20 protein-coding genes are annotated in these 25,661 nt (G+C 56.0%); 1 reads left to right on the top strand and 19 read right to left on the bottom strand.

Annotated features, from left to right (window positions below; all coding sequences use genetic code 11):
* Nucleotides 1–20: 20 nt before the first annotated feature.
* The 7 genes from F0320_RS07070 to cmoM all read right to left on the bottom strand — a co-directional run bounded on the left by F0320_RS07070 (nt 21) and on the right by cmoM (nt 10,658).
* The gene (locus tag F0320_RS07070) at nt 21–668 is read right to left on the bottom strand and encodes an MBL fold metallo-hydrolase (RefSeq protein ID WP_126328154.1); all 648 of its coding nucleotides are present in this window, start codon (nt 666–668) and stop codon (nt 21–23) included.
* A gap of 20 nt (nt 669–688) precedes the next feature.
* The gene (locus F0320_RS07065) at nt 689–1,240 is read right to left on the bottom strand and encodes a YcbK family protein (protein ID WP_126328153.1); all 552 of its coding nucleotides are present in this window, start codon (nt 1,238–1,240) and stop codon (nt 689–691) included.
* 174 nt (nt 1,241–1,414) lie between these two features.
* Nucleotides 1,415–3,238, bottom strand: a complete 1,824-nt coding sequence (gene ldtD, locus F0320_RS07060; protein ID WP_149323883.1) for a L,D-transpeptidase — start codon at nt 3,236–3,238, stop codon at nt 1,415–1,417.
* A gap of 178 nt (nt 3,239–3,416) precedes the next feature.
* Complete coding sequence (mukB, locus tag F0320_RS07055; protein WP_126328151.1) at nt 3,417–7,868, bottom strand: chromosome partition protein MukB; 4,452 nt, start codon at nt 7,866–7,868, stop codon at nt 3,417–3,419.
* Nucleotides 7,868–8,572, bottom strand: a complete 705-nt coding sequence (gene mukE, locus F0320_RS07050) for a chromosome partition protein MukE (RefSeq protein WP_008499954.1) — start codon at nt 8,570–8,572, stop codon at nt 7,868–7,870. Before mukE ends, mukB begins: the two co-directional genes overlap by 1 nt.
* Nucleotides 8,553–9,875, bottom strand: coding sequence for a chromosome partition protein MukF (gene mukF / locus F0320_RS07045; RefSeq protein ID WP_023311005.1), 1,323 nt, complete (start codon nt 9,873–9,875; stop codon nt 8,553–8,555). The genes mukE and mukF overlap by 20 nt, the downstream gene beginning before the upstream one ends.
* A gap of 3 nt (nt 9,876–9,878) precedes the next feature.
* The gene (gene cmoM / locus F0320_RS07040) at nt 9,879–10,658 is read right to left on the bottom strand and encodes a tRNA uridine 5-oxyacetic acid(34) methyltransferase CmoM (protein ID WP_126328150.1); all 780 of its coding nucleotides are present in this window, start codon (nt 10,656–10,658) and stop codon (nt 9,879–9,881) included.
* 124 nt (nt 10,659–10,782) lie between these two features.
* Between cmoM and elyC the strand changes: the two genes are divergently transcribed.
* Nucleotides 10,783–11,562 carry an envelope biogenesis factor ElyC gene (gene elyC / locus F0320_RS07035; protein WP_126328149.1) on the top strand — a complete coding sequence of 260 codons (780 nt, stop codon included), beginning with the start codon at nt 10,783–10,785 and terminating at the stop codon, nt 11,560–11,562.
* Here elyC and F0320_RS07030 read toward each other — a convergent pair.
* The 12 genes from F0320_RS07030 to serC form a co-directional block, all read right to left on the bottom strand.
* Nucleotides 11,539–12,432, bottom strand: a complete 894-nt coding sequence (locus F0320_RS07030) for a YcbJ family phosphotransferase (protein WP_126328148.1) — start codon at nt 12,430–12,432, stop codon at nt 11,539–11,541. The genes elyC and F0320_RS07030 overlap by 24 nt on opposite strands.
* Nucleotides 12,433–12,573: 141 nt before the next feature.
* Nucleotides 12,574–13,320: a 3-deoxy-manno-octulosonate cytidylyltransferase gene (kdsB, locus tag F0320_RS07025; protein ID WP_023311001.1), complete on the bottom strand. Its 747-nt coding sequence runs from the start codon at nt 13,318–13,320 to the stop codon at nt 12,574–12,576.
* Nucleotides 13,317–13,499: a protein YcaR gene (gene ycaR, locus F0320_RS07020; RefSeq protein ID WP_006174474.1), complete on the bottom strand. Its 183-nt coding sequence runs from the start codon at nt 13,497–13,499 to the stop codon at nt 13,317–13,319. Before ycaR ends, kdsB begins: the two co-directional genes overlap by 4 nt.
* A gap of 45 nt (nt 13,500–13,544) precedes the next feature.
* The gene (locus F0320_RS07015; RefSeq protein ID WP_126328147.1) at nt 13,545–14,774 is read right to left on the bottom strand and encodes a winged helix-turn-helix domain-containing protein; all 1,230 of its coding nucleotides are present in this window, start codon (nt 14,772–14,774) and stop codon (nt 13,545–13,547) included.
* A 44-nt stretch (nt 14,775–14,818) separates the two neighbouring features.
* Nucleotides 14,819–15,796: a tetraacyldisaccharide 4'-kinase gene (gene lpxK, locus F0320_RS07010; RefSeq protein ID WP_126328146.1), complete on the bottom strand. Its 978-nt coding sequence runs from the start codon at nt 15,794–15,796 to the stop codon at nt 14,819–14,821.
* The gene (gene msbA / locus F0320_RS07005; protein WP_126328145.1) at nt 15,793–17,544 is read right to left on the bottom strand and encodes a lipid A ABC transporter ATP-binding protein/permease MsbA; all 1,752 of its coding nucleotides are present in this window, start codon (nt 17,542–17,544) and stop codon (nt 15,793–15,795) included. The genes lpxK and msbA overlap by 4 nt, the downstream gene beginning before the upstream one ends.
* Before the next feature lie 36 nt (nt 17,545–17,580).
* The gene (locus F0320_RS07000) at nt 17,581–19,845 is read right to left on the bottom strand and encodes a ComEC family protein (RefSeq protein ID WP_126328144.1); all 2,265 of its coding nucleotides are present in this window, start codon (nt 19,843–19,845) and stop codon (nt 17,581–17,583) included.
* Between the two features lie 213 nt (nt 19,846–20,058).
* Nucleotides 20,059–20,346 carry an integration host factor subunit beta gene (gene ihfB, locus F0320_RS06995; RefSeq protein ID WP_008499965.1) on the bottom strand — a complete coding sequence of 96 codons (288 nt, stop codon included), beginning with the start codon at nt 20,344–20,346 and terminating at the stop codon, nt 20,059–20,061.
* Between the two features lie 170 nt (nt 20,347–20,516).
* The gene (gene rpsA, locus F0320_RS06990) at nt 20,517–22,190 is read right to left on the bottom strand and encodes a 30S ribosomal protein S1 (protein WP_008499966.1); all 1,674 of its coding nucleotides are present in this window, start codon (nt 22,188–22,190) and stop codon (nt 20,517–20,519) included.
* A 111-nt stretch (nt 22,191–22,301) separates the two neighbouring features.
* Entirely contained in the window at nt 22,302–22,985 is a 684-nt protein-coding gene (gene cmk, locus F0320_RS06985; RefSeq protein WP_013097305.1) for a (d)CMP kinase, read from the bottom strand.
* A 185-nt stretch (nt 22,986–23,170) separates the two neighbouring features.
* A complete protein-coding gene (gene aroA / locus F0320_RS06980) occupies nt 23,171–24,454 on the bottom strand; it encodes a 3-phosphoshikimate 1-carboxyvinyltransferase (RefSeq protein WP_126328143.1) in 1,284 nt (427 codons plus the stop codon).
* A 69-nt stretch (nt 24,455–24,523) separates the two neighbouring features.
* A complete protein-coding gene (gene serC / locus F0320_RS06975; protein WP_047651307.1) occupies nt 24,524–25,612 on the bottom strand; it encodes a 3-phosphoserine/phosphohydroxythreonine transaminase in 1,089 nt (362 codons plus the stop codon).
* Nucleotides 25,613–25,661: the final 49 nt, after the last annotated feature.

Genomic DNA, 25,661 nt, shown 5'->3' with positions numbered 1-25,661 from the left:
GCAGGCTTTTTTTATTCTGGTTACCAGACAGGCATTTCATCCTGAAGGAACGGGTTATGGAGCCGTTCGTAGCCCAGCGTCGACATCGGACCGTGTCCAGGGATAAACGTGACGTCATCACCCAGCGGCAATAACTTTTGTTTAATTGACTGAATCAACTGCCCGTGATCGCCGCGCGGAAAATCGCTGCGTCCTACGCCACCTTTGAAAATCACATCGCCGGAAATTAGCAGACGGGACTGGTCATCAAAGAAGACGATATGGCCTGGCGTATGCCCAGGACAATGCAACACCTGTAAAGTCACATTCCCTACGTTAACGCGCTCTCCTTCGTTCAGCCAGCGATCGGGCGTCAGGGGCTGACACTCATCAAGGCCAAACATGCGGCTTTGGGCGGGTAACCCCTGCAGCCAGAACTCATCTTCTTTTTCCGGACCGATAATCGGCACACCGTAGTGTTCAGCCAGTTCAGCCGCAGCACCTACATGGTCAAGATGACCATGAGTGAGCAAAACCTGCATCAGCGTGACGCCGCTTGCTGCGACTTCCTGCTTGATTTTCTCAGCGTCACCGCCGGGATCGACAAGCGCGGCCAGTTTAGTCTGTTCGCACCAGATCAATGAACAATTCTGGGAGAACGCGGTAACCGGAATAATACGATAGTTCATACTGCTCCTGTGTTTCGTTATTACCAGTGCCGAACCGGACCGGTATCAATATGCACAAAGTTGCTGCTGGGGTAATATCCTACACCACCTGCGCGCATAGATAACGCGGCTTTGCGAATATTGGCTAACGAAACGCCTTCAATATGGAAATCCATTGCCTGTCCCTTCGTGTGATAGCTTTTTTTCGCTACCCCACGACTGTGGGCGCGCAGTTCATTATTGGTATCAATCGAGCGATAGCCAGATATGAGCTGCACCGGCTTGCTGCTGCCCAGCAGGCCCTGAAGGCGGAAAAGCTGATCAAACAGTCCTGGATCGATGGCTTTTATTTTATTCGCGCGGAAATCACGGAAAAAATGGTTAAGTCTTGCTAATTCATCCTGAATATAGCCTCTGCCATCGAAAAACTCCGCTTTTAGCGACTCACCGGTATGCAGGTTGTTGAGCGTTAAAACTCGCGGACGAGGTGTCGAGAGGGTGGCAAATGCTGGCGTCGGCAGGATGGCCGCTGCGCCAAGCGCAACACCACCTAACGCCAGCAGTTTGCGGCGATTAGCGTCAAATTTGTCCATGATAATCAGGTCTACAGGTAAAAGAAATCGTAATATGCTTAGCGCACGAAGGGCACCTTAACTGGCAAAACCAGGTACGTCAAGGCGCCCAACCCCAGTGAATACGCGGCTTACAGCGATATTGCCCCTTATTCACCCTAACTTACGACAATCATTTTTCCCGAACTGCTTCATTTACCTGATTAATTGTTCCGCTTTTGGCAAAATTTGTGCGCCGGATCGCGCGGTGAGATCATAATTGTAAATATCTGTACGATACTGGGTACGCCCGTCCTCACCCACAAATGCCGTCAGGTAGTAAAGATTGACAGGAATATTGTGGCGAATATTCACGTAACGCGTATCCCCCTGCTTCAGAGCATCCGAGATACGCGTATCGTTCCAGCCCGCATCCTGCAACAGCATATTGGCCAGTTCCGAGGCTTTGTTCACTCGCACGCAACCAGAACTGAGCGCGCGCGTATCTTTCTGGAACAGGTTGTGGTTCGGCGTATCGTGCAGATAGATAGCGTCTGAACTCGGCATATTGAACTTATAACGCCCTAAAGAGTTATGCGCCCCGGGAGCCTGCTGGAAACGAAACGGTAAATTCGACGCCGTGATCGTCGACCAGTCGACCATATAAGGATCGATGGCCTCTTTACTGTTCCATCCACGCATCACCGTGTAGCCATGACGTTCCAGATAACCCGGATCGTTCCAGACCTTCGGCAAAATGTCTTTTCGCGCCAGGGTCGGCGGAACGTTCCACGGTGGGTTAACCACCACGTTATTCAGCGCACTGCTCATCATCGGTGTTTTACGATCCGGACGCCCGACAATCACGCGCGACGCCAGTTTTTCGCTACCGTCCTGATAATAGACCAGGGAATACGCCGGAATGTTAACCATAATTCCGGTAGAGAGCGTTCCCGGCAGCAGACGCAAACGCTGGATATTGAGCGCCAGTACGCCTGCCCGCTGCGCAGGCGATACGTTCAGCCAGTCACGCGTCGTCTGGCCAATGACGCCATCGGCCCCCAGCCCCTGAGCGGTCTGGAACTGTTTAACGGCCGCAACCAGCTCGCGATCGTAAGCCGCAGGTTTGTTGCTCAGGGCAATGCCTTTCTTCTCTTTTACTGGCGCTGACGGGCTGACGGCGACGCTTTGTGGATCATCACCCGGGAGAGCAATCTTTGGCCCGCCATCAAGAAGACCGGAGCGCGTCAGGATCTCGCGCAGAGCAGGCACATCGCTGCTCCACTGCCCCGGACGCAGCGTCGCGGTGCCGCGCATCTGCGGCCATGGGCGCGAGTCGCCCACCAGCGCGAGAAGCGACTGATGCAGAGTGGCATAGTGTGGATGCGCCGGTGCGAGGCTGGCGATAAAGCGCGGCAGTTCGCCATTATCAAGCGCTAGCTGCCACTGGTTAATGACCGACAGCGCCGGCGTCGCCAGCTTGTACGGCTTATCGCTGTACAGCCAGCGGTTGCCGTTGACCGGAATACCCGCCACGAACTGCAGGTAACCCATCATGGCATCTGAAAGCACCACGTCCCGCGCCTGCCCGGTGACGGCAGGATCGGTTAACAGTTCAACCCACTTTGTAAACTGCGGCTGAAACCCGGCAATCGCGACCTCCGCCAGCTGCTGCTGGAAGGCGCGCACGGCATCGCGATTTTCCCACATCGGTTTCATATCGCGGGCGGCATAGAGCAGCGTGAGCTGATTGAGATAGACAGGCGTGTAGCCTGACGGCAGCCCCGACTGCAGCTGCTGACTGAGCGATTCGGCGTCGATGCCTTCCGGCAGCGGCTTTATACCGGCCATGATAGCCGTAGCCGGAGACTGGTCCAGCGGCTGGGACAACGACGTTGGCTGCGCGCCTGTCGTTGCCGAGCTGTCAGTCGGCACAATTTCAGGCTCGTCGGCCTGGGCGGTTAACAGCGGAGCAAACATCACTGCCAGGCATAAACTCAGCGCAGACAGCTGACGACCACATTCTTTCTTTAGCAACATCCCTTGCCCCCTGTTTTCACGACATGCCCATCACGCTGGGGCTTTCTTTCATTATAGGTAGACGGCTAAGCTGTTGCCTTACCTTATGTAAAGAAGTTTAAAGATAACGCAGCCCTAAGCACAAGTTAAGTTTAAAAAAAAAGCGGCGCCAGTGCGCCGCTTCGGGTCAGAAGACGCTTCAGGAAGCGTCCGCCGTGGTTTCCGGCAATGACTCCGGCGGCTGCGGCGCAAAGCCACGCAGCCCCACAACGTGAACGTGTTCGCTGTTCTGGAACACTTTACGCACCAGTTTGTAGGTGGTGCCCTTCTCGGGGCTGATGTTCTCAGGTGCTGCGATAATGAGCTGCATATCGAGACGTTCGCAAAGCTCGAACAGCGTGGCAATTGAACGGGCATCAAGACGCGCCGCCTCATCCAGGAACAGCAGTCGGCATGGCGAGATGTCTTTGCCGCGCAGGCGGCGCGCTTCATCTTCCCAGCTCTGTACCACCATCACCAGAATTGACATCCCGGTACCGATCGCTTCACCGGTAGAGAGCGCTCCGGATTCCGCACGCAGCCAGCCGTCTGAGCCACGGTTTACCTCAACTTCCATTTCCAGGTAGTTACGGTAGTCCAGCAGCTCTTCACCGATGGTTTGCGGCGTACGCTGCCCCATATCAATCTGCGGGTTCAGGCGCTGATACAGCTTCGCCAGCGCTTCGGAGAAGGTCAGACGGTTGCTGTTGAACAGATCCTGGTGCTGCTCGTGCTGCTCTGAGAGCACTTCCAGCAGCGTCGCGTGGGCTTCACGCACATTGACGTTGAGGCGCACGCTGTTCACCTGACCAAACGACACGCTCTGCAGACCCTGGTTCAGCTGGCGTATACGGTTCTGCTCGCGCTGAATGGTTTTACGAATGATGTTCGCCACGCTGCGGGAGCTGATCGCCAGCTTCTGCTCGCGGGAGGTCAGCTCCTCCGTCAGGCGACCCAGCTCGATTTCCATCTGTTCGATGGCTTCGACCGGATCGTCGGTACGGATGATGTCCTGACGAATACGCTCGCGCAGGTGCTGGTAAACCGCCACGAAGAACTGAATTTTACGTTCCGGGCGTTTCGGATCCTCCGACATACGCAGCACGTCGCGCAGGTGTTCGTTATCCGCCACCGCCAGACGCAGCGCACCCAACGCCTTATCCGACATGGAACGTAGCTCATCGGCAGAAAGATACGCCAGCTCGCGGCGGTGCAGACGACGCTCAACGTTATTGTCTTTCACCATGCGCATCACCGCGCACCAGCCCGCCTTGGCGGTCACGACCTGCTCACGCATTTCATGATAATCGCGTTCCAGCTTGCGCAGGCGACGGGTCAGGTTATCCATTTCCGCTTCGCAGAAGGTCAGCGCTTTTTCCAGCTGATTACGACGCGCGCGGTTATTGCTGAGCTGTGAATGCAGCTCGTCACGACGAATACGCGCGCGCTCTTCCGCCCCGCTGTCGGCACGAACGCCGATGTCCTGAAGCTCTTTCTGCAGATCGTTTAACAGCTCTTTCTTGGTGTCGAAGGAGCTTTTCAGCGAGGCCAGCACCTGGTTGTACTGGTTCAGCTGAGCGGAATGGCTGCGCATTGCTTCGCGGGCGCGAGTACGTTCCGCCTCCGCCTGCTCAAGGCGCTGACGCAGTTTTTCGTTCAGATCGCTGTTACCGCTCAGCATTTCAGCCGAATCGGAGTAGCCAAAGTGAGCCCGACGCTGCACCACTTCCGTCAGGGCAAACGCCTGCTGACGCGCTTCGCGCTGCACCTGCTGCGACCAGGCATAATCTTCTTTTAACTGCTCGAACTGTTCCGGGTCGCTCTGCAGGACAGACACGACGGGCTCCAGCTTCGCCAGCTGATTGCCATGCTGCTGAACGAAACGCGCGGCTTCCTGCGCTTCATCCAGACGCTCCTGGATCTCATCCACGCGGTCAGCCAGCGTGTCATCCGCCAGCAGATTCAGGCGCGGCAGGATGCGGTTAAGGGCCGCAACGCCCTCTTTTGCCTGTTCAAACTGGACGCGACTCTGCTGGTTATCATTTTCATGAGCGGCAATCGCGCGTTCCAGCTCGCCACGGCGGGTATTGAGCTTGCGGATTTCGGCCTCAGGATCCGCATCAAACGCTACGGCGAGATGGCTGCCGATAAAGCGGCTGAACGACTGATGCAGACGCTGGGTTTTCTGCACGTCAAACGACAGGGTCGCAAAACGTTCAGACAGCGTTTCACGCTCGGCGTGCAGGCTCTCAATGCGGCTTTCGCGCGCGGCGCGGCCAAACAGCGGCAGCTCCGGGAAGCGGGAATAGCGCCACTGACGGTCGGCAATTTTCACTACCACCGCTTTTTCCAGCTCGTCGACGCTGAATACGCTGTCATCGAACGACTGCGGATCCCCTTCGATCAGGTAGAGATCTTCCGGGCAATCTTCCAGGCCGGCAAGCTGCTCAGAAATCAGCGACAGATCCGGAACCACAATCGCGTTGCGGGATGGACCGTACAGCGCGGAGAAGTATGGCGCATCGTCAAGGCCAACGTCGTCGTAAATCTCGGACAGCAGAACGCCGCCAAAACGCTCGGCGAGTGCATTCAGGCGCGGATCTTCTGACCCGCCCGGCTGGCTTAAGCGCTCAATTTCTTCATCGACGTCGCGCTTGCGGGCACCCACTTCATCACGCTCAACGATGGCTTCGCGCTCGCGCTCCAGCAGCTGCTGCAGGTATTCGGTCACTTCCTGGCTGGATTCGAACTGCTCGCCGCACTGCTCGCTGAGCTGATTCAGGCTGCTTTGCGCCGCCAGCCAGACTGGCGCACGCTCCAGGAGGGTCTTCGAACGGGACTGAATCTGCTCCAGCTCCTGACGCAGGTTCATACGCTGTTCGCTGGCGTTTGATACGGTATCGGACAGAGCTGCAATACGCGCTTCCAGCTCCTGATGCAGGGCCTCAAGCTCGTCGAAATCGTAATTTTTACCCTGACGTTTACAGAAATCGGCCAGCAGACGCTCGGCTTCCTGCTGCTCGCGCAGGCGCTGCTCCAGCTCGTTCAGACGCATACGCAGCGGCTGAACCTGCTCGGCCAGATGGCGCTGGTTTACACCGTCGCGCAGCAGTTCACGAGCAACGTCCCAGGCTTCGCTACGCGCCAGCGGGCCGTTAATCGCGACCACCAGCTGATAAGCCTGCTCAAACTGGCTGTGCGCCGTTTGCGCGACGCTCATTTTCTGTTCGAGGGAGAGCAATTTCTCGGTGGCTTCCTGCTCTTTGGCTTGGAAGGTATCCAGCCACTCGTCGGCGCTATCCGGCGTCAGGTCAGGCAGATGGCACTGCTCTTTTGCACGCTGTAATGCCTGCAGTGCCTGGTTATACTGAATCGCTCGCGTCTGCTGCACGTCAAGTGCCTGCTGGTAATCGGCAAGCTGGCTTTTCAGCTCATCCACTTCCAGCTCGGCCGCTTCGGCGCGGGCTTCGTTCTCTTCCTGCATGTCGGCGGCTTCAGCCACCACTTCATTCTGCTCTTCGAGACGGATCTGCAGCTCATCGAGGTCCGCTTCATAGCGCTCGATTTTTTCCTGTTGACGCAGCGCGGTCTGCACCAGGTTCAGGTGATCGCTGGCGGCCTGGTAATCGGCTTCCAGATCGCCTTCAGCACCGTTGTGCTCGCCCAGCTCGCGCGCCATTTCGACGTGCTTGTACTGCTCGGCCACCAGCTGTTTACGGGAGGTAAACAGCTCGCGACGGTATTCTAATGCCTGATCGAGATGCACCCGGCGCTCGTTGGCGTGGCGCATGTAGTCCGCCGCCACGTAGTTGGTGGCTTCGCTGATCAGGTGTTTAAACAGGTCGCGGTCAGACTGGGTCACGCGAATCGCTTCCAGCGTCATGCGGTTTTCACGCAGCGCCGCTTCCATATCCTGGAAGGCCTTACGCACGCCGCTGTTTTCCGGCAGCAGGTAGTCGCGCAGGGAGCGGGTAATCGCGCTGGAGATACCGCCGTACAGAGACGCTTCGATCAGGCGGTAGTATTTGCTACGGTCTGATGCGGTGCGCAGACGACGCGCCACCACGCCCAGATCGAACATCAGCGAGTGGTAGTCGGTAATCGAGTTGAACTGCTTGAACTGCACGCCTTCGATAGCTTCGAGCTTGTCCTTCAGCTCCTGCAGCGTCAGCACGCGCGCCTGACGTTCGTTCAGGGTTTCCGTTAGCAGCGCCGTCGGCTGCACGGAGGTTGGCAAGCCCTGAATCGCAAACGGTTTGATATCCACTTTACGGTCGCGACCGGCGACCTGCTGCAGGCGCACGCCCACTACCACGCGCTGATGACGGGAGTTAATGACGTCCAGAACCGAATAACAGACGCCGGCCTTCAGCTTACCGTGCAGACCCTTATCGCGGGAGCCGCTTGTTGCCCCCGCTTCGGTGGTGTTACGGAAGTGAAGCAGCGTCAGGTCAGGGATCAGCGCCGTGACAAAGGCCGCCATGGTGGTGGATTTACCCGCACCGTTACCGCCGGAGAGCGTCGTGACCAGCTCATCCAGATCGAACGTTCGGGCAAAGAAGCCGTTCCAGTTAATCAGCGTCAGTGAGCGAAATTTACCGCGTTCAATCATTACTCTTCCTCCCCGCTATCCGGCAGATTCTCTTCATGCTCGTCATTGAGCTGCAAATGGTTTTCCACCGGCATCGCTTCACCGTCGCGGATCATGCGAAGCTGCGCTTCACGCGCGTCATCGCCCGCGCGCACGTCTGCGCCGAAGCGGAAGACAGATTCCGTGATGCGGAATTTGCTGCTGTCGTGGCCCATAAACCAGACCATCCCCAGACGGCGCAGACGGTTCAGGGAAGAGCGAACCTTTTCCTGTAATTTCTGACGGTCAAGATCCGACCCCGTGGAGCGGTTGTTCACCAGCTTCAGCAGCTTGCTCTCATCTGCCAGCGTCAACAGCTCGTCGTAGAGTTCCTGCTGGGTGAAGATCCCTTCATTCGCCAGACGTTCCGGGCTGAGGTAGAGGTAGCAAAGAATTTTGCCGACCATCATATCCAGCTCGGAGAGCACGGAACGCGGGATCAGCGTCGTGGAGCGCGGGCGCAGGTAGAAAAACCCTTCCGGCGCGCGGATAAGCTCCACGTTATAGCGTGCGTAAAACTCTTCCAGGTACTCCTGGAAATCCATCAAAAAGGCGTGATTATCCAGCTCGTCTAATCCAATGTGACGACCGGCACGCAGCTGGCTGTCCAGCGCCGGAAATAACGGATTCGCCAGCGCCTGTGCCAGCTTAACCGGCATCACTTGTTCAATATTTGTCAATGACATGCGCCTGTACCTTGGCTCCGTAATCGTTGATTGGCTGCCACTTCGGCGGCAGTCCGGTGAAATCTGCTTGCGCGACGCCCAGACGCACCGCCTGGTCTACCACAATGCGGGCAATGTCGAAGTGGCGCGCGCGAGGGTATTGCGCCAGATAGTCGCGCACCACGAGCCCAAGATCCAGCGGCACTTGTCTGGTTTTGTAGACCGCGAGCTGTTCTTCGATCATCGCCGCAAGCTGCTCGCGAATTTCGTTAAATTCTTCGTATTCCAGATCCGGCGGCAGTTCACCGGTCACCTCTTCATCGCGCAGCGCCATCTCTTCGTCGCGCATATCCAGCAGACGATCGGCATTGGCGTAGGTCAGCGCCCACGGCGCATCGAAATAGGTCTGCACCGACTGACGCAGACGCTGAGCAAAGACGCGGTTTTTATCCATATCAATCGCGGTACGGATAAATTTATGCACGTGTCGGTCGTAGCCGATCCACAAGTCGATCGACTGCTGGCCCCAGCTAATAATGCGGTCAAGTTTGCTCTGCAGATCGAACACCAGACGGTCGATAAAATGCAGATCGTCGTGCGCCAGCGTCGCATCCTGAATGCGCAGCAGGTTCGCCTGCAGCTTGTCTCCTGCGGCTTCCAGCGTATCCTGGAGCTCACGCAGCGTGCCGGAGGTTTCTGACAGCAGAAGTTCACAGCTGGAGATGGCCGCTCGCCAGTCTTTATTCAACAGCTGGGCAATATCGTCTTTCACCTGCTGCTGCTGTTCGTCCATCAGGCGCTGGGTGAGATCGATACTGTCAAAAATCTCGGCCACCGAATATTTCAGCGGCGCGTAGACGTTACGGTGCCAGTGGAATTCGTCACCGTTTTCATCCGCCGCGTCGGCGGCGCGCTTAAGCTCACCCGCCACGATCGAGAGCTGCATGGAAAGACGCAGCGTGGAAAATTCACGCTGGCGAATATAGTAATCGGTGATGCCGATGCCCAGCGGCGTCAGGCGATAGATGGCGTTTCCTTCCGCCTGCTCGCTGGTAAAGCGGTTCAGCAGACGTTGACGCACCATATCGTTGATCGCGTTGTTGGCACGCACGCTAATGGTTTCGCTGGTTTGCTCAAACGCATCACTGACATGGCGGAACGCATCCACCAGTTCACCCTCGCTCATTTCACCGTCCAGCCGTTCGCCGTTCAGCGTGGCAACCGCCAGCAGGAAAGAGAGTCTGTCTACCGGCAGCGAGATGGAGAAATCGTTTTTCCTGGCCCAGGCAACCAGTTCGGGGACTGTCTGGGAAAATTCACTCATAGGTTATCCTTGCATCTGCGGCTTGTGCGCGGTGACGTGAATATAGCGGCCAAGGCTGATAAAAGGCTCCTGACGGCAATACCGCGTTTCTAATTCTGTTAAGGTGTCAAAACAGTCACGCTGTTTGTGTTTTTCACGCAGATAATCATGAAACACCCTGACGCCCGTTTTCCCGACGATCTGCCAGCCAATCGCTTCCAGCCAGCCATAAACCTGCTGTGGATCGCGCGGATAGTCCGGGGAAAGCGTGCGCTTTTTCTTTTTGGGCATCCCGACCTGCACATAGTCGAAGTTTCCTGCAACCATGTTGTGCATCAGGAAGCCGTTAGCATTGTAAAACATCAGCGACAGCGTGCCGCCCGGGCGCAACATCGACCACAGGGTTTGTAACACGCTTTGCGGATCGGCAACCCACTCCAGCACCGCATGAAACAATATCAGATCAACCTGGGTTTCCAAATGCTGTGCGATGTCCTGGGCGGCGCATTGTATAAAATGCATGTTGTCGCTCACACCTTTCTCTTCTGCAGCACGCGTCGCGCGGGCGACCATTTCAGCAGAAAGATCGCAAAGCGTGACGTGATGACCGCGCTCGGCCATTTTTATCGCCGTCTGCCCTTCACCGCCACCGGCGTCCAGCACGCGCAACTTTTGCCCACCAAAGGTGGCCAGAATGGTGTCCAGATCCTGCCAGAGGATCGTCTGACGGAGCTGCCCTTTCGTGGTGCCATAAATGTTGCGCGAAAACTTTTCCGCGATGTCATCAAAATTGCGATCCCGCATTGGGAGAGTTCCACTCGCTAACTGCAAAACCGCTATTTTGTCACACCCGCGCGGAGAATGAACCTCTCTGGTGTAATATCACGGGTAAACACCTGCTATATGGTCAAAAAAGGAACCAAAAAGGATGCTTTTTACCCTTAAGAAATACATTGGAGGGATGATGCTTCCCCTTCCGCTGCTGCTCATCATCATCGCCCTGGGGCTGGCGCTGGTGTGGTTTAGTCGCTTTCAGAAGAGTGGAAAAACGCTGATCACGTTCGGCTGGTTGGTCTTGCTGCTGCTGAGCCTGCAGCCGGTCGCGGATGGGCTGTTACGCCCCATCGAAAAAAGGTATCCAACATGGCAGGGAAATCAGAAAGTGGCGTACATCGTAGTGTTGGGCGGCGGATATACCTGGGATCCTGACTGGGCCCCCAGTTCAAATCTGATCAACAACAGCCTGCCACGGCTAAACGAAGGCATTCGCCTCTGGCTGGCAAATCCGGGATCAAAAATGATCTTCACCGGCGCGGCAGCCAAAACAAACCCGGTGAGTACGGCTGAAGCGGGCGCCAGGGTCGCGGAATCGCTCGGCGTACCGCGCTCCTCGATTATCACCCTGGACAGGCCAAAAGATACCGAGGAAGAGGCTGCCGCAGTGAAGCAGGCGATTGGCGATGTCCCGTTCTTACTGGTGACCTCCGCTTCACACCTGCCGCGCGCGATGATTTTTTTCCAGAAGCAAGGCCTGCACCCGCTTCCCGCACCGGCAAACCAGATGGCCATCGACGCGCCGCTCAACCCGTGGGAACGGGCGATCCCCTCCCCGGTGTGGCTGATGCACAGCGATCGCGTCGGTTATGAGACGCTCGGACGCCTCTGGCAGTGGCTGAAAGGATCGTCAGGCGAGCCAGGGCAAGAGTGATTTTGTCGCCAGATCGAAATTTGCGCGATTAAAGCGTCCGGTGTTGACCAGCTGCGCGACTTCGTCCCAGAGCAGATAAAGCCAGCGCCGCCAGAGAAACGCTTCTGCAACGGGCGCGCGTTGAAGGTAGTGCCACAGTAAACCTTCCGCCGCCCCGCTGTCGCTGAGCCTGAACAGCTCATATTCGCGCGGAGCCCAGAGCATTATCCCCGGCCCCAACATCGCCAGAAGCTGATCGCTGCGGGAGTCCTTGAGCATGCTGCGCAGGGTAAAATTACCGTGAATCAGCACGCAGTTGTCATTAAAACCGTCGAACAGCGCCGGCAAGCACTCTCGGGTGCGAAACAGAATACGCTTATCCTGCATGGTCAAACCGGTATTGCTGAACTGGTTAAGCGTTCCCCACAGCACTTCCACCCGCTGGCGATACCACAGCGGCCACAGGTTTTCCTGAGTGCTGTCGACCGGACCGACAAGCCCGCGGCTATCCTGGCGATGCCAGGCCAGCAGCGCCTCGACAATCTGGTCTTTTAACTGATCCCAGCGTTCCGGCGTGCGCGCGGGCGCTTCAACGGGCACGCCGCGCAAGCGCTCAATCAGCAGCACGTCCGGGCCGGGGTGTTCCTCGTGGGTCATCACGCCATACACCGTCGGCATACGGACGGTTCCCTCCCGCGCCAGCATCGACATTTTCCATGCCAGCTGTCTGGCAACGCCCGGCGAGGTGAAACTTCTGGCCATCAGCGGCATTGGGTTGCCCTGACTGTCATACAACGACCAAAGCGCGGTATCTGCCTTTTCACTCACGCATTCGACCCGGCTTAATTTCTCACCCAGCAGATGGCTAAGTTCGGCGCGCAGCTGTTCCATATGAGATTACCCCCATTAAGACTACTGCTTTTATAATGAGCGTCCTGAAGGGAGATGTCACCCGGAAGAGAACAATTAGGAAAAAGAAAGGGGAATTAGCGGGGAGAGGACATCCCCCCGTCAGGAGGGATGCAGGCGGTATTAGCGCAGCTCGGCGCGAACGCGCTCAAGATCTTCCGGCGTATCAACGCCCGTTCCAGGCACTTCGCTGGCAACGGCAACGTGAATTTTTTCGCCGTACCAGAGCACGCGAAGCTGCTCCAGCATTTCGATATGCTCCAGCGGACTCGGCGCCCAGGTAACATATCGACGAATAAAGCCGGCGCGATAGCCGTAAATCCCAATATGACGCAGGAAAGTATCACCGATTGTCTCTTTAGAGAGCGCAAAGCGATCGCGATCCCACGGGATCGTGGCGCGGGAGAAATAGAGCGCATAGCCTTCGGCATCCATGACCACCTTCACCGCATTCGGATTGAATGCCTCTTCAGCGTGGTGAATGGGTACCGCAAGCGTCGCCATACCGACCTGACGCTGAGCCAGGTTTTCTGCCACCTGACGGATAATCACCGCCGGGATCATCGGCTCGTCACCCTGCACGTTCACGATAACCGTATCATCACTGAAACCACATTTCTCAACCACTTCCGCCAGACGCTCGGTGCCGGACTGGTGATCGGCGCGGGTCATGCACACCTCACCGCCTGCCGCCTCAACCGCACGGGCGACGTCAGGATGATCGGTAGCAACAATCACGCGATCGGCACCGGATTCACGCGCACGCTCGAGGACATGCACAATCATCGGCTTGCCGTTGATATCCACCAGCGGTTTACCCGGCAGACGCGTTGAGGCATAGCGCGCAGGAATAATGACAACAAAACTCATGGTTTGCTCTCTTCTGCCACCAGGGAACGAGCTTCATTTTCCAGCAGTACCGGAATGCCGTCACGCAGCGGGAAAGCCAGGCTGTCCAGCTTGCAAATCAGCTCCTGTTTGTCCTGGCTGTAGTAGAGTTTGCCGTTGCATACCGGGCAGGCAATAATTTCAAGTAAACGGTGATCCATAGTTCCTCCGTATGGGTAATCGCTAAAGCTTAACACATTCCCTTTTCAGGGAGTGCCTGTTTCCCAGCCACTTCGACAGGAAGTAAACAGTCCGTCGGGCACCCGGCCCAGCGTCACTTCGCGGGCACCCTGCCAGCGCGCGAATTCGCCAATGGCGAACGTTAACCCTTTTTCCAGGCTCGCCGTCACCCTGACCCCCTCTTGCAGGTAAAGCGCAATGATTTCAAGCGTGCCGGTCTTGCGGTGCATTTTGGCGTCCATGCGCCCGACCAGTTGCCCCTTATGCAGCAGCGGGAGAACAAAGTAACCATACTGGCGCTTTGGAGCCGGGGTATAACATTCCAGCCGGTAGCTAAAATCGAACAGCTGCTCGGCGCGTTTTCTATCCCAGACGACCGGGTCGAAAGGCGACAACACCGCACTGTGGGTTGCCTGAAGTTTCCCCTCCTGGGCCAGAGGCAGTAGCGGGAGGAGATCCGCATGCAGCCACATTTCGCCCAGCGTTTCCACCGTGACGGGGATGACGCGCTGTTCGCGTTGCCATATGTTCATCAGCGGTTTCAGCGCGGGCTGACGAAGGCGATAATAATCTGCCAGCCATTGCGGACGGAAAATGCCCAGACTGCGGGCGCTGTTCTCCAGCATGATGGCCTCGGCGGCCTCCTGAGTAAGCAGGTCACGCTCGTCGTCCCAGTGGGGCATCACGCGATGCGTCAGGTCATAAACGCGCTGAAAATTACGCCGTTCAATGACCATGACTTTACCTGACGTGAACAGTCCTTCAAGATGACGCTTGTGCGGTTTCCACTCCCACCAGCCGCTGGTGCCTTTGCGCGGATGTTCAAAATCAGCGGAGCGTACGGGACCGTTATCCTGAATATGCGCGACAAGCTGCTCAATTTCAGCCGCATGTTCCAGCATCCACGCCTGACGGTATTTCCAGCCCATCTTTTCAGGGGCAAGCATGCGGTGACGAACCAGGGCAAAATCGCTGCGGGGCAGGAAGCAGGCTTCGTGCGCCCAGTACTCCATTAACTCCCCCTTGCTGAGCGCCTCATCCAGCCACTGCGAAGGATAATTCCCCAGGCGGCTAAACAGCACCAGGTATGGGCTACGGGCCACTATGTTAATGGTGTCGATTTGAAGCAGCGACATGCGCTGGACGGTAGAGAGAATATCGGCAGGCTGCGCGCGGCGGCGGGGCTTTTTAAGCAACCCCTGCGCGGCAAGGTGGAGATTACGTGCGGCTGAGAGCGAGAGTTGCGGTAGAGACATGCGTTTTCCTGTCAGTCAAAGCGCCACCAGAACCGCGTAAGCTTTTAGTGCACCAACGCAATCAGTTCCTTGAGCAAACGTTCCGGCTGCTCACCGCTGAGTTCGGCGTCAACCGGCAGATACCACCAGTTATCTTTCGCAAAGGCGCGGCATTTCACCGCATCTTTTTCGGTCATGATCAGCGACTGCCCCGGTACGGTCAGGGCATCTACCTGCCCTTCCACCAGCGCCTGATGGTCGGCCAGCGGAACGCGCTTTTCCAGACGGGCACCACACTGTTCCAGCGTCGCGAAGAAGCGTGGCGGATGACCAATACCCGCCATCGCCACCGGTGAAGGCAGCTCAGCAACCGACCGGCGTTCCCCCGTCAGCAGGTTAATCGCAGGACCCGGCTGCAGGTGCATGGGGATTTCACCCGCTTTTGCCTCACCGCCGTTAACAATCACCGCATCAACGGACTTAAGGCGCGAAGCGCGTTCGCGCATGGGTCCGGCCGGTAGCCACCAGCCGTTACCGAAGCGGCGAACCCCGTCGATGACCACAATCTCTTTATCACGCGCCAGGGCGTAATGTTGCAGACCATCATCCGTAATGATGATTTGCACCGCGTGTTCGGCAAGCAGTGCCTGAACGGCGTCGCTGCGCACCGGCGAAACCGCAACCGGCGCGCCGGTACGCTGATATATCAGGACCGGTTCATCGCCCGCTTCGGCGGTTGTAGTTTCCGCCGTGAGCAGAAGAGGATACTGCGCCGCTTTACCGCCATAACCGCGAGAGACAACCCCCGGACGAATACCGCGTTTTTGCAATTGCTCCACCAGCCAGATCACCACCGGGGTTTTACCGTTGCCGCCCGCCGTGAGATTACCGACCACTACAACCGGAACCGGCGCACGCCAGGCCCGCTTAAATCCTAAACGGTAAAGCAGACGGATAATGCCGCTCACCAGACCATACAGCCAGGAGAGCGGCAAAAGCAGCAGCCACAGCGGGGATTCACCGGACCAGATGCGTGCAATCATTGTTGACCGAACTGCATCTTATGCAACTGGGCATAAACGCCACGGTGTTCCAGTAGATCGGCATGGCTTCCGCGTTCAACAATGACGCCATCCTCAACCACGACGATTTCATCAGCCTGCTCGATAGTCGACAGACGGTGCGCAATCACCAGCGAGGTACGGTTCTTTTGCAGTTCATCCAGCGCGGACTGGATAGCGCGTTCAGATTCCGTATCCAGCGCCGAGGTCGCTTCGTCCAGGATCAGAATTGGGCTATCGCGCAGCAGCGCACGCGCAATCGCAATACGCTGGCGCTGGCCACCGGAGAGAAGCACGCCGTTCTCACCGATTATCGTATCCAGGCCGTTATCCATCTTGTTGATAAAGTCCATTGCATAGGCCATACGCGCGGCGTTCTCAATCTGCTCGCGGCTGTATTCATCCGTGCGCGCATAAGCGATGTTATTGGCGACGGTATCGTTAAACAGGTGCACGTTCTGGGAAACCAGCGCCACCTGGTTACGCAGCGACTGCAGGGTATATTCCCGCAGGTCGTGACCATCTAACAGGATTTCACCTTCATCAATGTCGTAGAAACGGGTCATCAGGCTGGCAATCGTCGATTTACCCGAGCCGGAACGGCCCACCAGCGCCACGGTTTTACCCGCCGGAATAGACAGGTTGATATTACGCAGGGCAGGCACTTCGCGGCCCGGATAGGTAAAGGTCACGTTACGGAATTCAACGTCTCCGTTTGCACGCTCGATCACGCGCTTACCTTCATCCTTTTCCTGCTCGGAATCCAGAATGCTGAACAGGGTCTGGCAGGCGGCCATCCCGCGCTGGAACTGGGCGTTCACGTTCGTCAGGGATTTCAGCGGACGCATCAGGGCGATCATCGAGGAGAAGACCACGGTGATAGTACCCGCCGTCAGCGTCTCCATCACGCTAGGGAAGCTTGCCGCATACAGGACGAATGCCAGCGCCAGTGACGCTATCAGCTGAATAATCGGGTCAGAGATGGAAGAGGCCGAGACCATTTTCATCCCCTGAAGGCGCATTTTATTGCTGACTTTATCAAAGCGTTTGGTTTCGACGTCCTGACCGCCGAAAATCAGAACTTCTTTATGCCCTTTCAGCATCTGTTCCGCGCTGGTTGTCACCTGTCCCATCGTGTTCTGCATATTCTTACTGATATTGCGGAAGCGCTTTGAGACGACGCGGATAGCAATAGAAACTATCGGCGCCAGAACGATAAGGATGATCGACAGCTGCCAGCTGTAATAGAACATCATCGCGAACAGGCCGATGATTGACGCGCCCTCACGCACAACGGTGATCAGTGCGCTTGAGGACGAAGAGGCAACCTGCTCGGAATCGTAGGTAATACGGGACAGCAGCGTCCCGGTAGACTGCTTGTCAAAGAACGAGACCGGCATGCCCATCATGTGGCTGAACAGGCGACGGCGCATGGTCATAACCACTTTCCCTGATACCCAGGAAATACAGTAGCTGGAGATATAGCTGGTAATGCCGCGTAAGATCATCAGTCCGATAACCACCAGAGGCATCCATAGCAACACTGAGCGATCCGTTTTACCAAAACCGTCGTCCAGTAACGGTTTGAGAAGCGATAGCATAAAAGTATCGCTGGCTGCGTTGAGGATTAACGCTACTCCCGCCACGATCAGGCCTGTTTTAAAGGGCGCAATCATCGGCCAGAGTCGGCGGAAGGTTTGCCACGTGGAGAGATCTTTGTCGTTATGCATTCAAAAAACCAGCATTCGTTGAAATAGCCGCATATTCTACCCGTTATCGACGGGCTCGCCAAACCACTGATGATACCAAACGGGTAAAAATTGCTCACGCAAGCGCCGGATTTGCCAGTAATGTTGCGAGAATGTCACCGATATTTGTCCAGAATGAGGGGTATCGTGCCAGATGTACCCCTCTTTTCGATAGCGTCGGACAACTTTTGCCGACGGGAATCGCCATACGTTATAGCGGGCCGCGGAATCCAGGGCGATCTGACCTTCCACCCGCTGTACCAGCGGCAATGACGACGAAGTATTGCTGCCATGATGGGGCACCTGTATGAGCGTGGACGTCAGATAACGCCAGTAATGGCTAAGCATAGCCTGTTCCGCCTGCGCTTCAATGTCCCCCGTTAGCAGAACACTCTGCTCACCGTCGTCCACCTTTACCACGCAGGAATGGTTGTTTCCCTGAGCCGGGTAATTTTCAGGGGGCCAGTGTACGGTGAAGGAGAGTCCCTGCCATTTCCATCTCTGCCCGCGAAAACATGGGTGATGCCCCGCTAGGCGCAATGGGCTTCTTACCCACACGTCCGGCCACGCTTTTTGCAACGATGCGAGTCCTCCCGCATGGTCGAGGTGTTCATGACTGAGAATAACGCCTTCAGGCCGCAGGTGATGCCAGCGAAGCCACGGGATAATTAACCGCTGCGCGCTATCCCCGCCCGGCCAGGCAAGCCCGGTATCATAGAGAATGGCTTTTCCCTGCCGTTCAACGACCATCGCCAGCCCCTGCCCTACATCCAGCATATGCAGCGTCCAGCTCTCGTTTTTTTCCGTTCTCCAGAGAGGAAATGTGAGTAAAACACTCCCTGCAAGACAAACGGCAGGAAGGGTTTTCCAGGCACGAAAGCGCCAGCCAATGATGATAAGCCAGGGCAGTAATGTCATGTACTGCCAGCGTTGGTCGACATTTTGCCAGCCATCAGGCAAGCGCATGAGGAGCCAGAACAATCCCGCAAGTGACTTATCGGCTGCGAACCAGACGACGCTTTCAGGTGCCGCCAGCGGCAGGAGATGAAGCAGCATGCCGAGCAGGATCAGCGGCACGGAGACAAACGTCACCAGGGGAACGGCAAAGAGATTCGCGACCAGGGAGGAGATGCTGAAGCCATGGAAAATCAGAACCTGTAGTGGCATCAGCAGCATCAGCATGCCCACCTGCAGATAGATCAGGTTCAGCAGCGGCCGTATACGTCGTGCCCGGCGCCAGCGAGGAAGAGGCAGCCACTGAAACCAGAAAATCAGTGCGGCGACGGCAAATGCAGACAAGAGCAGACTCTGCGAGAGTATGGCTAAGGGATCGCTTATCAGGATCGCTGCGATACAGCCCCCCCATACCTGCCATGGAGACCATTGCCTGGCAGCGATCCGCAACATTGCAAGCACAGCAAGCGCGATGACCGTGCGTAGCGCAGGAGGTTGCAGACCGGTAAGCCAGGCGTAGAAAGCGGCAAAGCATAACCCGGCCAGGAGAGGCATTTGCCAGTGGATACGGTGGCTGGGTAATAAAAACTGAAGCCCACGTGCGAGTAACCAGGCGAGGGATGCCGCCAGCGCGATATGCAGACCCGAAATCGCCATCAGATGCAGCGTCCCGGTTTCACGCATCAGGTCTTGTATTTCCCGGGGCACATCCAGACGTTCACCCATTCCCAGTCCGAGGATAACAGCCCCCCAGCGGTAAGCAGAAAGGCGGTTTTGCAGTGACATGAGATATTGCGATCGAAGGCTGCAGCGCCCATCGACGAGTTCCGCACGGGTGAAGCGCCCGCTCAGCGTTTGGTGCCGAGATAAAGCGCTGCGCTGGGAATCATAGCCGCCGTCGTTCAGTTCGCCATGAGCAGGCCTGAGCCTGAGCGTCATGCTCCAGCGCTGACCGGCACACGCTTTCTGTGGCAGATAATTGCCATACAGCGTTACGCCGGTAGAGGCCCACCAGCGCTGGCCATCGACGCGGAGAATGTTTCCCTGATGCTGCGTTGCGCCATCTGTGGCGGTAATTGCTACCTCAGCCTGCACGGCCCCCGTGGTTAAATGCTGCATCGGCCAGACGCTCTCCTTCGCAGCCAGAATACCCCACACGCAAAATAACAGCGTGATACCCGCATACTTCAGTCGTACGTTTCGCCGTGCGGCCAGCACGATCCCGCCAACAATCATTATCCACACGGTATGACGTGATGGCAGTACAGGTAACCAGAGTAACGGGGCTATCGCCAGAATGGCGCAGATGCTAAGCGCGGGAATTCCCATTGCTACCTCCCTGTTTCAGAGGGGCAGTATGTAATCAGGCAGAAGGAATGTCAGATGGGAAGAGTGCGTTTTACTGCGCGCACTGTGCTGTTTTTATCGGTTTGCAGAAAACGAAATGGAAAATGCGGGGCATCTTCAGAATGAAAGCGACAGACACAAAAAAAGCACCCGCAGGTGCTTTCTTTCGAACCCAGTTTAACCGGCTGGCTAAACTCAGTTGCCGTAAATATTGGCGCGATCGCGCAGTTCTTTGCCCGGCTTAAAGTGTGGAACGTACTTACCTTCCAGCTCGACTTTATCGCCAGTTTTCGGGTTACGCCCGGTACGTGGAGCACGATAGTGCAGAGAAAAACTACCGAAACCGCGGATTTCAATGCGCTCGCCCTGGGCAAGAGTGGAGGCCATATGCTCCAGCATCTCTTTTACGGCATCTTCCACTGCCTTGGCAGGGATATGCGGTTGCTGACTGGCAAGTCTTTCAATCAATTCTGACTTGGTCATGATTCCTCCGGTTCCTTTCAAACCAATTAGCTGAACAGCTCATTAAACAAGGGCGGCCGTAGCCGCCCTTTGTTATTGATTACAGGACGAATCCTGCAATCTGTCAAGTTTGCTCCTCATCCTTCAGGCTGTAAATGCGTTACAGCGCAAATGATGCTGAGAACCTGATATTACTCGCCTTTAGCTGCTTTGAAAGCTTCAGCCATTGCGTTGTTAGAGAAGTTTGCATCTTCCTGTTTGTTAACAGTGGCGATTGCATCTTTCTCATCAGCTTCGTCTTTAGCACGAACAGACAGGCTGATTGCACGGTTCTTACGGTCAACACCGGTGAACTTAGCTTCAACGTCGTCGCCTACGTTCAGAACCAGAGTGGCATCTTCAACGCGGTCACGGGAAGCTTCAGAAGCGCGCAGGTAACCTTCAACGCCGTCAGCCAGTTCTACGGTTGCGCCTTTAGCGTCAACTGCAGTCACTTTACCGTTTACGATTGCGCCTTTCTTATTCAGTGCAACCCAGTTGTTGAACGGATCTTCTGCGAGCTGTTTAACGCCCAGGGAGATACGCTCACGCTCTGCGTCAACCTGCAGAACAACTGCAGCGATTTCGTCGCCTTTTTTGTATTCACGAACTGCTTCTTCGCCTGCAACGTTCCAGGAGATGTCAGACAGGTGAACCAGGCCATCGATGCCGCCGTCCAGGCCGATGAAGATACCGAAGTCAGTGATAGACTTGATTTTACCTTCAACACGGTCGCCCTTGTTGTGGGTTTCCGCGAACTGCTGCCATGGGTTGTTTTTGCACTGTTTCAGGCCCAGGGAGATACGACGACGTTCTTCGTCGATATCCAGAACCATCACTTCCACTACATCGCCAACGTTAACAACTTTGGATGGGTGGATGTTTTTGTTGGTCCAGTCCATTTCGGAAACGTGCACCAGACCTTCAACGCCTTCTTCGATTTCAACGAAGCAGCCGTAGTCAGTCAGGTTGGTTACGCGACCAGTCAGTTTAGTACCTTCTGGGTAACGCTTAGCGATAGCTACCCATGGATCTTCGCCCAGCTGTTTCAGGCCGAGGGATACACGAGTACGCTCACGGTCGAACTTCAGCACTTTAACAGTGATTTCGTCGCCCACGTTCACGATTTCGCTTGGGTGTTTAACGCGTTTCCACGCCATGTCGGTGATGTGCAGCAGGCCATCAACGCCGCCCAGGTCAACGAATGCGCCGTAGTCAGTGAGGTTCTTAACGATACCTTTGACTTCCATGCCTTCCTGCAGGTTTTCCAGCAGCTGATCGCGTTCTGCGCTGTTTTCGGATTCGATAACGGCACGACGGGAAACAACAACGTTGTTACGCTTCTGGTCCAGCTTGATTACTTTGAACTCAAGCTCTTTGCCTTCCAGGTGCAGAGTGTCACGAACTGGACGAACGTCTACCAGAGAACCTGGCAGGAACGCACGAATACCATTCAGCTCAACAGTGAAGCCACCTTTAACTTTGCCGTTGATAACACCGACCACAGTTTCAGCTTCTTCGTAAGCTTTTTCCAGCGTGATCCATGCTTCGTGACGTTTAGCTTTCTCACGAGAAAGCAGGGTTTCACCGAAGCCGTCTTCTACTGCGTCCAGAGCAACGTCAACTTCGTCACCAACCTGGATTTCCAGTTCGCCCTGGGCGTTTTTGAACTGCTCTGCCGGAATGGCGGACTCAGATTTCAGACCGGCGTCAACCAGTACTACGTCTTTGTCGATAGCAACAACAACACCGCGAACGATGGAACCCGGGCGGGTTTCGATTTCTTTTAAGGATTCTTCAAACAGTTGAGCAAAAGATTCAGTCATGTTTAATCTTCAGGTTAATATTAACGTCCACCTGGCTCCGTGCCGGATGGGGTTGTTTCACATACCCGCCGTCAATCCATTGCAGCGGGGGTACTGCTAAATCGGTCGCGATTACGCGAGTGCCAGTTTTTGGCGCGCATATTGTAGCGCTTTTTCAATCACTTGCTCAATAGTTAAACTGGTTGAATCCAGAACTAATGCATCTTCTGCAGGAACAAGTGGGGCGACGGCGCGGTTACGATCGCGGTCATCGCGCTCTTTTATCTCGGATAAAAGGCGATCAAAGTTAACACTAAACCCCTTTTCCTGCAACTGAAGCATGCGGCGTTGAGCACGTTCTTCCGAAGAGGCGTCGAGGAAAATTTTTACTGGCGCATCAGGGAATACCACCGTTCCCATATCGCGTCCGTCAGCGATCAGCCCCGGGGCTTCACGGAACGCGCGCTGACGACGTAAAAGCGCCTCGCGAACGCGCGGGAACGCCGCGACCTGAGAGGCCGCATTAGCCACTTCCTGCGTACGGATTTCGCCGCTCACGTCTTCCCCTTCAAGGATGACTTCCAGGTTGCCATCAGTCGATACGAAACGCACATCCAGATGCGCAGCCAGCGGGACCAGCGCTTCTTCAGACGCGACATCCACATGGTGATGCAGAGCGGCCAGCGCCAGCACGCGATAGATTGCTCCCGAATCTAAAAGATGCCATTGCAATGCTTCCGCCATCGCTTTGCACAGAGTACCTTTCCCTGCGCCACTCGGCCCATCAATGGTGATTACCGGGGCAACTGCCGTCATCTTTTTCTCCTTAAATAAGGCATACCGTTTACATGAACGCCGCGCATTATACGCGCCAACGTGCGCAACTGTTACCTTTGCGTGCAAATTACGGAATGATTGAAGCAGAGTGTAGAAGAAATGAGCGGAGGTGTTCGTAATGAAGCGTAAGGAAATGCCGCATCGGGTGATGCGGCAATACGTTATCAGGCCAGCGTGCTAATGCGAGCCAGCTGTTCGAAGTAGTCCGGGAAGGTTTTCGCGGTACATTTCGGGTCAAGAATCGTTACAGGCGTGTCTGAAAGCGCCACCAGCGAGAAGCACATAGCCATACGGTGATCGTTGTAGGTGCCGATTTCCGCAAACTGCAGTTTTGCCGGAGGAGTCACGCGAATGTAGTCTTCGCCCTCTTCCACCTCAGCACCGACTTTTCGCAGCTCGGTCGCCATCGCGAACAGGCGGTCCGTCTCTTTTACGCGCCAGTTGTAGATGTTACGAAGCGTGGTAGTGCCTTTGGCGAACAGCGCCGCCGTGGCAATGGTCATCGCCGCATCCGGGATATGGTTCATGTCCATATCGATGGCGTTCAGCTCGCCGTGGGTACAGGAGATGAAGTCATCGCCCCAGGTGACAATGGCGCCCATCTTTTCCAGCACGTCCGCAAAACGGATGTCGCCCTGCACGCTGTTACGGCCAATACCGGTCACTTTTACCGTGCCGCCTTTAATCGCACCCGCGGCCAGGAAGTAGGACGCGGATGACGCATCACCCTCAACAAGGTAGTTGCCCGGAGACTGGTACTGCTGTGCCCCGCGTACCACGAAGCGCTGATAGGACTGGTTTTCCACCTCAACACCGAAGGTTTTCATCAGGTGTAGCGTGATATCAATGTACGGTTTAGAAACCAGGTCGCCCTTGATGCTAATAACCGTATCCTGCGGTGCCAGCGGCGCGGTCATCAGCAGTGCCGTCAGGAACTGGCTGGAAACGCTGCCGTCCACCTCGACGTTACCGCCGGTAAAACCGCCGCGCAGACGCAGTGGCGGATAGTTTTCCTGCTCAATATACTCAACCTGCGCACCGCCCTGACGCAGAGCATCCACCAGGTGACCAATCGGACGCTCTTTCATGCGCGGCTCGCCGGTCAGCACGATGTTGTTGCTGCCCAGACACAGGGCCGCCGCCAGCGGGCGCATCGCGGTACCCGCGTTGCCCAGAAACAGCTCAAGCTCTTCGCTCGAGCGAAGCGCGCCGCCGTTGCCGGTCACTTCGCAGCGGGTACGATCGTCGGAGAGAGTGTAATGAACGCCCAACGCTTTCAGCGCATTGAGCATATGGCGCACGTCATCGCTGTCCAGCAGGTTTGTAAGGACGGTGGTGCCGTTTGCCAGAGCTGCCAGCAGCAGAGCGCGGTTCGAGACACTTTTTGAACCAGGCAGATTGATGGTGCCATCTACCCGCGCGATAGGTTGTAACGTCAGGGATTCCATGAAAACTAAACTCTCAACTCAACATAATAAAAACCCCGCAGGGACGCTGCGGGGGTGAAAAACAGCAAATTAACCGTGACGACGTTCGAAGTCGATCATGAAATCCGTCAGGGCTTTAACGCCTTCCAGCGGCATCGCGTTATAGATGGAGGCACGCATGCCGCCAACGACACGGTGACCTTTGAGCGCATGCAGGCCTGCCGCGAAGGACTCTTCCAGGAACACTTTATCCAGGCTGCTGTCCGCCAGCTGGAACGGCACGTTCATGCGGGAACGGTTCGCTTTCGCCACATCGTTGCGGTAGAAATCGCTCTTGTCGATTACGCCGTACAGCAGTTCAGCTTTCTGCTGATTCACCTTGTCCATCTGCGCCACGCCGCCGTTTTGCTTCAGCCATTTGAAGACCAGGCCGGAGAGATACCAGGCAAACGTTGGTGGGGTGTTGAACATCGAATCGTTATCGTTCAGCACGGTGTAATCAAGAATCGACGGGCAGGATTTATGCGCTTTACCCAGCAGGTCTTCACGCACGACGACGATAGTCAAACCGGCCGGGCCGATATTTTTCTGCGCGCCCGCATAGATAACGCCGTAGCGGCTGACATCAATTGGCGCAGACAGAATGGTGGAGGAGAAGTCGGCGGCAACCACGACATCGCTACCGAAGTTTGGCGTCTCGTCGATGGCAATCCCGTCAATGGTTTCGTTCGGGCAGTAGTGCAGATACGCTGCATTATCGGAAAGCTGCCACTCGCTCATTGGCTTCACGGCGCGCAGACCGTCAACGGTCACTTTGGCGTCGATAACATTCGGCGTGCAGTATTTATGTGCTTCCTTAACGGCGCTTGACGCCCAGTAACCCGCATCAACGTAGTCAGCCGTCGTTTTATCACCGAGAATATTCAGCGGAACGCCTGCAAACTGGCCGCGTCCACCGCCGTGACAGAACAATACTTTGTAATTCGAGGGAATATTCAGCAGATCGCGAAAATCCTTTTCTGCCTCTTCCGCCACCTGAATAAACTCTTTACCACGGTGGCTGATTTCCATCACCGACGTACCGAGACCGTTCCAGTCACAAAGTTCCTGTTGAGCCTGTTTAAGCACGTCTGCCGGTAACATTGCCGGACCTGAACTGAAATTAAAGACTTGAGCCATTTCCCCTCACCACGCTAAAAGCCATAAGTTATAACTGTGGATATCGGTT

Source organism: Enterobacter dykesii, from assembly GCF_008364625.2.
In the GTDB taxonomy this organism is placed as follows: domain Bacteria; phylum Pseudomonadota; class Gammaproteobacteria; order Enterobacterales; family Enterobacteriaceae; genus Enterobacter; species Enterobacter dykesii.
The sequence above is the reverse complement of the archived record's forward strand: the minus strand, read 5'-3'. Positions and strand labels throughout refer to the sequence as shown.

Excerpts from the sequence above, each read along its gene's own strand:
- F0320_RS07070 (WP_126328154.1), bottom strand. The coding sequence starts at position 668 with ATGAACTATCGTATTATTCCGGTTACCGCGTTCTCCCAGAATTGTTCA.
- F0320_RS07065 (WP_126328153.1), bottom strand. The coding sequence starts at position 1,240 with ATGGACAAATTTGACGCTAATCGCCGCAAACTGCTGGCGTTAGGTGGT.
- ldtD (WP_149323883.1), bottom strand. The coding sequence starts at position 3,238 with ATGTTGCTAAAGAAAGAATGTGGTCGTCAGCTGTCTGCGCTGAGTTTA.
- mukB (WP_126328151.1), bottom strand. The coding sequence starts at position 7,868 with ATGATTGAACGCGGTAAATTTCGCTCACTGACGCTGATTAACTGGAAC.
- mukE (WP_008499954.1), bottom strand. The coding sequence starts at position 8,572 with ATGTCATTGACAAATATTGAACAAGTGATGCCGGTTAAGCTGGCACAG.
- mukF (WP_023311005.1), bottom strand. The coding sequence starts at position 9,875 with ATGAGTGAATTTTCCCAGACAGTCCCCGAACTGGTTGCCTGGGCCAGG.
- cmoM (WP_126328150.1), bottom strand. The coding sequence starts at position 10,658 with ATGCGGGATCGCAATTTTGATGACATCGCGGAAAAGTTTTCGCGCAAC.
- elyC (WP_126328149.1), top strand. The coding sequence starts at position 10,783 with ATGCTTTTTACCCTTAAGAAATACATTGGAGGGATGATGCTTCCCCTT.
- F0320_RS07030 (WP_126328148.1), bottom strand. The coding sequence starts at position 12,432 with ATGGAACAGCTGCGCGCCGAACTTAGCCATCTGCTGGGTGAGAAATTA.
- kdsB (WP_023311001.1), bottom strand. The coding sequence starts at position 13,320 with ATGAGTTTTGTTGTCATTATTCCTGCGCGCTATGCCTCAACGCGTCTG.
- ycaR (WP_006174474.1), bottom strand. The coding sequence starts at position 13,499 with ATGGATCACCGTTTACTTGAAATTATTGCCTGCCCGGTATGCAACGGC.
- F0320_RS07015 (WP_126328147.1), bottom strand. The coding sequence starts at position 14,774 with ATGTCTCTACCGCAACTCTCGCTCTCAGCCGCACGTAATCTCCACCTT.
- lpxK (WP_126328146.1), bottom strand. The coding sequence starts at position 15,796 with ATGATTGCACGCATCTGGTCCGGTGAATCCCCGCTGTGGCTGCTGCTT.
- msbA (WP_126328145.1), bottom strand. The coding sequence starts at position 17,544 with ATGCATAACGACAAAGATCTCTCCACGTGGCAAACCTTCCGCCGACTC.
- F0320_RS07000 (WP_126328144.1), bottom strand. The coding sequence starts at position 19,845 with ATGGGAATTCCCGCGCTTAGCATCTGCGCCATTCTGGCGATAGCCCCG.
- ihfB (WP_008499965.1), bottom strand. The coding sequence starts at position 20,346 with ATGACCAAGTCAGAATTGATTGAAAGACTTGCCAGTCAGCAACCGCAT.
- rpsA (WP_008499966.1), bottom strand. The coding sequence starts at position 22,190 with ATGACTGAATCTTTTGCTCAACTGTTTGAAGAATCCTTAAAAGAAATC.
- cmk (WP_013097305.1), bottom strand. The coding sequence starts at position 22,985 with ATGACGGCAGTTGCCCCGGTAATCACCATTGATGGGCCGAGTGGCGCA.
- aroA (WP_126328143.1), bottom strand. The coding sequence starts at position 24,454 with ATGGAATCCCTGACGTTACAACCTATCGCGCGGGTAGATGGCACCATC.
- serC (WP_047651307.1), bottom strand. The coding sequence starts at position 25,612 with ATGGCTCAAGTCTTTAATTTCAGTTCAGGTCCGGCAATGTTACCGGCA.